We start from the raw sequence: 7,440 nt of genomic DNA, 5'->3' as shown, positions 1-7,440 counted from the left end.
GGCTTTTGGCTTCCGTAACTATCATCATTTAGTTTCTCGAATCAAGTTACAACAGATGCGCACGAAACCAAATAAAAAAACAGAATTGGAAGTTGCTTAACTTCCAATTCTGTCTAAAATTAGCTATCAACAGGATTTGACAAAGAGCCGATATTTTGCGCCAAAAAAATAGCCGAACCTAAGCTCGACTATTTTGACTGACTATTTAGTTAAAGCTGATTTGACTAAACGATTAACCAAGGCGCCATCCGCTCTGCCCTTAACCTGCGGCATTAACGTTTGCATCACCTTGCCAAAATCTTTCATCGACGTTGCATCAAGCTTTGCGACGGTCGTCGTGACTAGGTCACTAACTTCCGCTTCGGTCAGCTGTTGCGGCAAATACTCTTTCACTATTTTAATTTCTTCTTGCAAAGGTGTGACTAGATCATCACGCCCCGCCTTCGAAAATTCTTCTAGTGACTCTTTGCGTTGCTTCAGTTCAGTGGCAAGTACCGCTAGTCCTTCTTGTTCATTAAGTTCATGACCAAGCTTGATTTGTTCATTCGTAACGGCGGCCTTCAACATCCGCACAACAGCTAATCTAGCTTTGTCGCGTGCTTTCATTGCGGTCTTTAGGTCAACATTTAACGTATCGATCAGACTCATGGATACTCATCCCTTAGTAGGCAAGTAAACTAGAACTTTTTGCGTTTTCTTGCTGCTTCTGATTTTAATTTACGTTTAACACTTGGCTTTTCGTAGAATTCACGTTTGCGGTATTCTTGCAACGTACCATTTTTGGATACAGTGCGTCTGAAGCGCCGAAGAGCATCATCAAGAGATTCGTTTTTACGAACGACTGTCTTTGCCATTATGATATCCCTCCCTCCGAGCTCGAAAATGGAACCGTTTCGCAAGATTACTCTCATAAAATTCGATTCGTGTTTTATTATACCCAACGATTGCCGCCCCGTCAATAAGAAAGCGGCTAGCAAACGATAATATTTGCGTATTTTTTAAATTACTACTAGTCGATCGTAATTATATGCTATCATGAAAACAATTACAAAAGCGTGAGTCTGTCGCGTTTGCTCTTGTGGCAACTCCAATCTATTCCATAATAAGGGAGTTTCAGCTTATGTCCAGTAAAACCGAAATCAAATTTTTTATTATTTCTGATTCCGTTGGTGAAACAGCTTTAAACATTGTTCGTGCAGCATTAGCACAGTTCGCTAACGTTGATCCGATCTATTACCGTTTTCCGTTCACCAATTCAGATAGCCGCTTGGATGATGTCCTAAAACAGGCAGAAGCAGAGCGACCAGTAATTATTCAGACTCTAGTTACCGGCGATCTATCTAAGCGTGTCAATCAATTTGCGATTGATCAAAAATTAACTTACTACGATTTATTAGGACCCATCATGCAGGAGATCAGCCAGCGCTCTGGCGAAATGCCCCGCGGTGAAGCCGGCGCGATCCATCGCTTAAATGATCGTTATTTTGACCGCATCTCGGCAATGGAATTTGCGGTCATGTATGATGATGGCAAAGATCCAAAAGGCTTTCTCGAAGCTGATATTGTTTTGCTAGGCGTTTCGCGGACCTCAAAAACACCACTGTCACTATTTTTAGCTAATCGTAATCTTAAAGTTGCTAATTTACCCCTAGTTCCCTCCGCGCATATTCCGGAACAGATCTGGCAAGTTGATCCGAAAAAAATTATCGGGCTGACCACCGATGTTGCTGTTTTAAACAACTTTCGCCGTGAACGGATGATTGCTTACGGTTTAAATCCGGATACTGCTTATTCAGACATGAATCAAATCGTCGCCGAACTTGATTTTGCAAAGCAACTATATGACAAAATTGGTTGTTACGTCATCAACACTGCACATCGTTCGATCGAAGAAACAGCCACATTGATTTTAGAAAACATGGGGCTTGACCATTACGGTAACAAGGAAGAATAACACCAAATATAATAAAAAGGCGCGAGAATTGCGAGAATAAATCTCCAATTATCGCGCCTTTTTGCTTAGCAATATTTTAATTGAACGGCTGCTGGGCAATAATATCTGCCATTAGATTAGGATTCATTTCTTGTTCGGTCAACATTGCAATTTCATGCCCATACGGTGCAAAACTAGCTCCCGCATCTGTTTTGACCCATGGTGTTTCCATTATTTTCGGGATCTGTGCTAATTCAGGTAAATGTACGACTTCATTTAATGCTTTAAAGCCAATCGTCCCTAAGCCAATATTTTGATGACGATCCTTGTGGCTACCTTGCGGATTTTTAGAATCATTTAGGTGCATCACTTTTAGACGATCTAGGCCAATAATTTGATCAAATTCCGTCAGTACACCGGAGAAATCTTCCTTAATGTTATATCCAGCATCATTGGTATGGCAAGTATCAAAACAAACGCTTAACTTTTCATTCAAGCTAACCCCAGCAATGATCTGCGCTAGCTCCGCAAAACTACGGCCAACCTCTGTTCCTTTACCAGCCATGGTTTCTAAAGCAATTTGTACGGTTTGCTGCGGCTGCAGTACTTCATTCAAACCTTTGATAATATTAGCAATACCAGCGGCAGCCCCAGCACCGACATGCGCACCAGGATGTAATACAATTTGTTGTGCGCCTAATGCTTGCGCGCGTGCCACTTCAGCCTGTAAAAACTGCACTGCAAAATCGAAGTGATCTAGTTTGATCGTATTCGCTAAATTAATAATGTACGGCGCATGGATCACAACACTTTGTATGCCATGCTGCTGCATGTACGCCTGCCCAGCCGCAATATTTAATTCAGCAATTGATTTACGCCGTGTATTTTGCGGGGCACCAGTATAAATACTAAACGTGGTCGCGCGATAACTAGCGGCTTCCTTAGCTGAACCAAGGAACATTTCTTTACCGCGCATGGCAACGTGTGAGCCGATTAATAACATCGATACCGCATCCTTTTACTTTTATTCAAAAATTAGGTACTCTAAAGAGATCGATCTAAGTTTTATTTAAGCATAGTTCATTATATGAAAGCAATTACAGATTTAACTTTGTTTTAAGGAGGAAATATGTCATGCAACAACATCGCTTAACCAAACGCGAATATCTGTATATCGGCTCCATGTTATTCGGTTTATTTTTTGGTGCCGGTAACTTGATTTTCCCAGTCTTTCTCGGTCAAAATAGTGGTCAAAACGTTTGGCTAGCAAATCTAGGCTTCCTAGTAACCGGAATCGGTTTACCATTATTGGGTGTCGTTGCCATTGGTTTATCACAGAGTAAAGGCGTCTTCGAACTAGCTGGACATGTCGGTCGCCCTTATGCTTATATTTTTACGATCCTATTGTATTTAACGATCGGACCATTTTTTGCATTACCTCGTCTGGCCACAACTTCTTTTCAAATCGGGATCAGCCCTTTTTTAAAAGACGGTTCGCATACCAGCGCACTCATTATTTTTTCAATTATTTTCTTTGCGGTCACCTGGTGGTTTGCCCGGCGCCCTTCACAACTGATCGCCGTAGTTGGCAAATACCTAACCCCAGCATTTTTGATCATCCTCGGCTTATTACTGATCACGGCCTTGGTGCGGCCACTGGGTGGTATCAATCATGCGGCGGTCACCAGCGCCTATTCTCAGCAGCCTTTCTTCGTTGGCTTCACCGAAGGCTATAACACTATGGACGCGCTAGCCGCACTAGCTTTTGGCGTGATCGTCACCGATACGATTCGCAAGTTGGGTGTGACCAAACCAACAACAATTGCCATGGATACGATGAAATCAGGTCTGATCAGTATCGTCCTAATGGGTGTTATTTACACGTTACTGGCTATTATGGGCACCATGAGTTTAGGCCAGTTCAAGCCCGCCGCTAACGGTGGCATTGCTTTGGCGGCAATTGCTAAGTATTACTTTGGTGGTTTTGGCAGTATATTGCTGGCTTTACTGGTTATTTTAGCCTGTGTTAAAACGGCGATCGGTTTAGTTTCAGCTTTTGGCGAAACCTTTCATGAGCTGTTTCCTAAAGGCAACTATCTCTGGTACGTGACTGGCGCCAGTATTCTGCCTGGAATTTTCGCCAACATTGGTTTGACCGCGATCATTGCCTACTCGACCCCAGTTTTAATGTTTATCTATCCCTTGGCGATCACATTGATGCTGCTGGGTATCACTGGGCCTTTGTTCAAACAGCGGCAGATCGTTTACGTTACCACAACGGCCTTTACGTTAATTGCTGCCGTTGCCGACGGTTTGCACACTGCACCGGCGATCATTGCTAATACAGCAGTCGCTAAAACTATTGTCACACTAGCCCGAAATTATTTACCATTTTTCAACATTGGTATGGGTTGGTTAATTCCAGCGCTCAGCGGCTTTTTAATCGGCTTACTACTAGCTAAATTATTGCCCACTGAAAAATAAGTATCCCAAAAAGGGCCACCACTTAACAATCAAGTGGTGGCCCTTTTTTTAAATCGTTGGCTCATAAAAATGACCCAAAATTTTAACCGTATCAGAAATGCTCACAAACGCCCGCGGATCCGAATCATGCATGGCCACTTGCAGATCATGCATTTCATAACGTGAAATAACGGTAAATAGAATCGTTTTTTCATCGTGCTGATAGGCACCTTCAGCATCATGCACGATCGTGATCCCACGGCGCATCCGATTTTGAATATGATCGATCACTTTGCGTGGCTTGTCGGTAACGATCATGACTTGCATTTTCTGCTGGCGCGTATAGACCATGTCCATCACTTTACCGTTGACGAAAATACTTAGCGCACTATAAAAAGCATAGGGCCAACCAAAAATAAAACCGGCGGCAACCACAATAAAGGCATTAAACATGATGTTGATTGTGCCAATACTTTTACCAGTTCGTTTGCCTAACACCAAACCAATAATGTCCAAACCACCGGTAGAAATGCCATTCTTTAAAGCTAGACCTGTCCCAAAGCCATTAACAACGCCACCAAAAATAGCACAAATAATCGGATCAAAGGTAATTTGCGTAATCGGGATGAACTTCATCATCACACTAGAAAAAACGACGGCAATAAACGTAAATATCGTAAATCGATGACCAATTTGCCGCCACGCCAATACAAATAATGGCAGATTCAATAGAAATAGCAGAATTGGGATCGAAATACTAAATGAAAAAACACGACCGCTTAATGTTGATAACAACTGAGCAAACCCTGTGATCCCTGACGCATAAATATTACCCGGCTGCCAGAAAAAGTTCATTGCGATCGAAACACAAATTGAATATAAAAAGGCAGTTGAAACTTTAGCGGTATATTGATGGCGCCGCATCACGCGCTGTAAATCATCCATGTTCTTTTTTTCTAACCTCTTTTTAAATTAGTTCAGTTCAGCTCCCACTCAACTGTTCCTTGATGAATGCATTATAACATATCGGCGCCACTTAACAGCCTTTAAGCCGATAAATCTAATTTTTAAACGCATTTAATGACACACTTTTTCCAAAAAGGACTATACTAGAAAGTGAACTAAGGGATTAATTAGTCCGTTAACTAAATCTAGGAGGTAAGCATTATGGCAGAAGTCACAGAAGCACATATTCTTAACGAAAAGATGAGTGAAGCATTTGACTGGAGCGATAGCAACACGGTTGTCCGCGACGCGATCTGGGATTATTTTATGGAGAAAAACAATCGCGATACCGACAAAACCGTTGTTGATGTTAAGCCTTACACCAGCGATAAAAGTGAGGACGAAATCAGACAGTTCATTGAAACTAATTTAAAAAAATAAACTGCTTGGATCAAATAGCCGTAGAAATCAGTTAATGATTTCTACGGCTATTTATTTGGATAACGACGGTTAGCGTTATTTTTCATCCGTGATACTTATGTCAATTAGTTAACAGCCACTGATTCAGGATCACTCAATTACCACATAAATAGGTTTAAATTGACAATTAATCTATCAGATACCATTTACTGTAATTTAATATCATCGTTCTTAAACACACTAATACAGGCAATTAGTCACACTTTGGCTCAAGTGATTAATTTTCCATAATGAATAGCCGCAAAATTAACGTTCGGGTAGTTACTTACAACCACAAAAAAGAAGCAACGCAACTAGCCACCTAGTTACGTTGCTTCTTCTGATACTATTGACCAACTGCCCCCTTTTTTTCACTAACTAGCAAGCTCAATTAACAATTATTGTATCTAATCTTTGCCATCACGGCGACGGCGCCGATCCATTTCAATGCCAGCTAAGGCAGCCAAGCCGATAATAAACATACCGACCAGACCCAAGTAAGCATTAGCACTTTCATTCGTCTGTGGTAATTTGTGCTCATTGCCAGCTCGCTTCAAGCTAGTTGCATCACCAGCTAAGACAACAACTGGTTTAGTCGCTGGTTTAATTGCCGTGTGTACCACCGTTGCTGAAGCACCTGATTGATCAGCACCAGGTGCACCGTTGTTATTGTTGTTACCATTATTGTTGGCATTATTACCATTGTTGCCACCGTTGCCAGGATTCTCACCCCCGCCACCAGGATTCTCCGGCGTTGTTACACTACCATTAAAGGTGTAGGTAACGGTTTGGTCAAGATTTTGACCACCAGCACGCAGCGCGTTGATATCATCGTTAGATAACGTGACTCCGGCAATATTAGCCGGATCAGCGACATAGTTTTGTAATTCTGGACTAGCGATGTCAACCAAGTTATTGGCCCCATTTACGGCCCAGTCAGTGAAACCAAGCAGCTCACCGGTCACTTTATCAACGATGCCACTACGTTTGTAGTTAGTCGTCTGCGTAACTGTCTGTGGCGCAGCTGGTGCATTCGGATCATTGCTGGCCTTGACGTAGTAAGCGGTAGTCCGAGTAACCGTCTGATTCAAATCAGCTGCTGTAATTTCAGGGAACTTAGGTCCTTCTGGATTGGTTGGATCAATTGGTTTAGTTGGATCAGTTGGATCAGGGACTTCGATACTGCCATTACTAGTGTACGTTACAGTTACATTCGCCGTATCTGCTTTGAAGTCAGAAACTTCATCGTTGGTCAGTGTAGCTGCTGGCACATTCTTATCAGCAGTGAAACCAGCTACTTTAGGACTAGTAACGGCAGTAAAGCCATCATTAGTGTTATTCCCATCCTCGCTGGTAGCTAAGACCCAGTCGCCATAACTCAATAATTCACCAGTCTTACCGTCAATCTTTGCGGTCCGCATATAATGTGCCGTTTGGGTCACAGTCTGCGGTGTCGCATTGCCAGCACCTTTATAAGCGATCGTCCGACTGACCGTCTTGTTCAGATCACTTTCACTGACCCCTTCTGGGTACTTAGGCCCTTCCGGATCCGTTGGATCGATCGGTGTACCTGGTTCTTGTGGATCCGTTGGTTCAACTGTGGTGCCACCATTATTGGTGTAAGTGACCGTAATGTTAGC

General features: G+C 42.6%; 8 protein-coding genes. 3 read left to right on the top strand and 5 right to left on the bottom strand.

All coding sequences use genetic code 11. From position 1 onward, the window contains the following. Positions 1 to 201: 201 nt before the first annotated feature. Together EKM76_RS12385 and rpsU are read right to left on the bottom strand one after the other, a co-directional pair. The gene (locus tag EKM76_RS12385) at positions 202 to 648 is read right to left on the bottom strand and encodes a GatB/YqeY domain-containing protein (RefSeq protein ID WP_125550919.1); all 447 of its coding nucleotides are present in this window, start codon (positions 646 to 648) and stop codon (positions 202 to 204) included. A 29-nt stretch (positions 649 to 677) separates the two neighbouring features. Further along, positions 678 to 854, bottom strand: coding sequence for a 30S ribosomal protein S21 (gene rpsU, locus EKM76_RS12380; RefSeq protein WP_068224497.1), 177 nt, complete (start codon positions 852 to 854; stop codon positions 678 to 680). Between the two features lie 266 nt (positions 855 to 1,120). On the opposite strand from rpsU, the gene EKM76_RS12375 reads away from it, so the two are divergent. Then, positions 1,121 to 1,954, top strand: a complete 834-nt coding sequence (locus tag EKM76_RS12375) for a pyruvate, water dikinase regulatory protein (RefSeq protein ID WP_125550918.1) — start codon at positions 1,121 to 1,123, stop codon at positions 1,952 to 1,954. Between the two features lie 76 nt (positions 1,955 to 2,030). On the opposite strand, the gene EKM76_RS12370 is transcribed toward EKM76_RS12375, so the two are convergent. After that, the gene (locus EKM76_RS12370; RefSeq protein ID WP_125550917.1) at positions 2,031 to 2,936 is read right to left on the bottom strand and encodes a deoxyribonuclease IV; all 906 of its coding nucleotides are present in this window, start codon (positions 2,934 to 2,936) and stop codon (positions 2,031 to 2,033) included. 131 nt (positions 2,937 to 3,067) lie between these two features. Here EKM76_RS12370 and brnQ point away from each other — a divergent pair, with 131 nt between their 5' ends. Then, positions 3,068 to 4,417: a branched-chain amino acid transport system II carrier protein gene (brnQ, locus tag EKM76_RS12365; protein ID WP_125550916.1), complete on the top strand. Its 1,350-nt coding sequence runs from the start codon at positions 3,068 to 3,070 to the stop codon at positions 4,415 to 4,417. 48 nt (positions 4,418 to 4,465) lie between these two features. On the opposite strand, the gene EKM76_RS12360 is transcribed toward brnQ, so the two are convergent. Beyond that, positions 4,466 to 5,341 carry a YitT family protein gene (locus EKM76_RS12360; protein ID WP_125550915.1) on the bottom strand — a complete coding sequence of 292 codons (876 nt, stop codon included), beginning with the start codon at positions 5,339 to 5,341 and terminating at the stop codon, positions 4,466 to 4,468. A 222-nt stretch (positions 5,342 to 5,563) separates the two neighbouring features. Between EKM76_RS12360 and EKM76_RS12355 the strand changes: the two genes are divergently transcribed. Then, entirely contained in the window at positions 5,564 to 5,782 is a 219-nt protein-coding gene (locus EKM76_RS12355) for a P8 family protein (RefSeq protein ID WP_125550914.1), read from the top strand. Positions 5,783 to 6,207: 425 nt separating this feature from the next. Here EKM76_RS12355 and EKM76_RS12350 read toward each other — a convergent pair. Further along, positions 6,208 to 7,440: mucin-binding protein (locus EKM76_RS12350; protein ID WP_125550913.1), on the bottom strand; the 1,233-nt coding region annotated here is incomplete at its 5' end.

It is taken from the genome of Loigolactobacillus zhaoyuanensis (genome assembly GCF_003946385.1).
Lineage (GTDB): Bacteria > Bacillota > Bacilli > Lactobacillales > Lactobacillaceae > Loigolactobacillus > Loigolactobacillus zhaoyuanensis.
The sequence above is the reverse complement of the archived record's forward strand: the minus strand, read 5'-3'. Positions and strand labels throughout refer to the sequence as shown.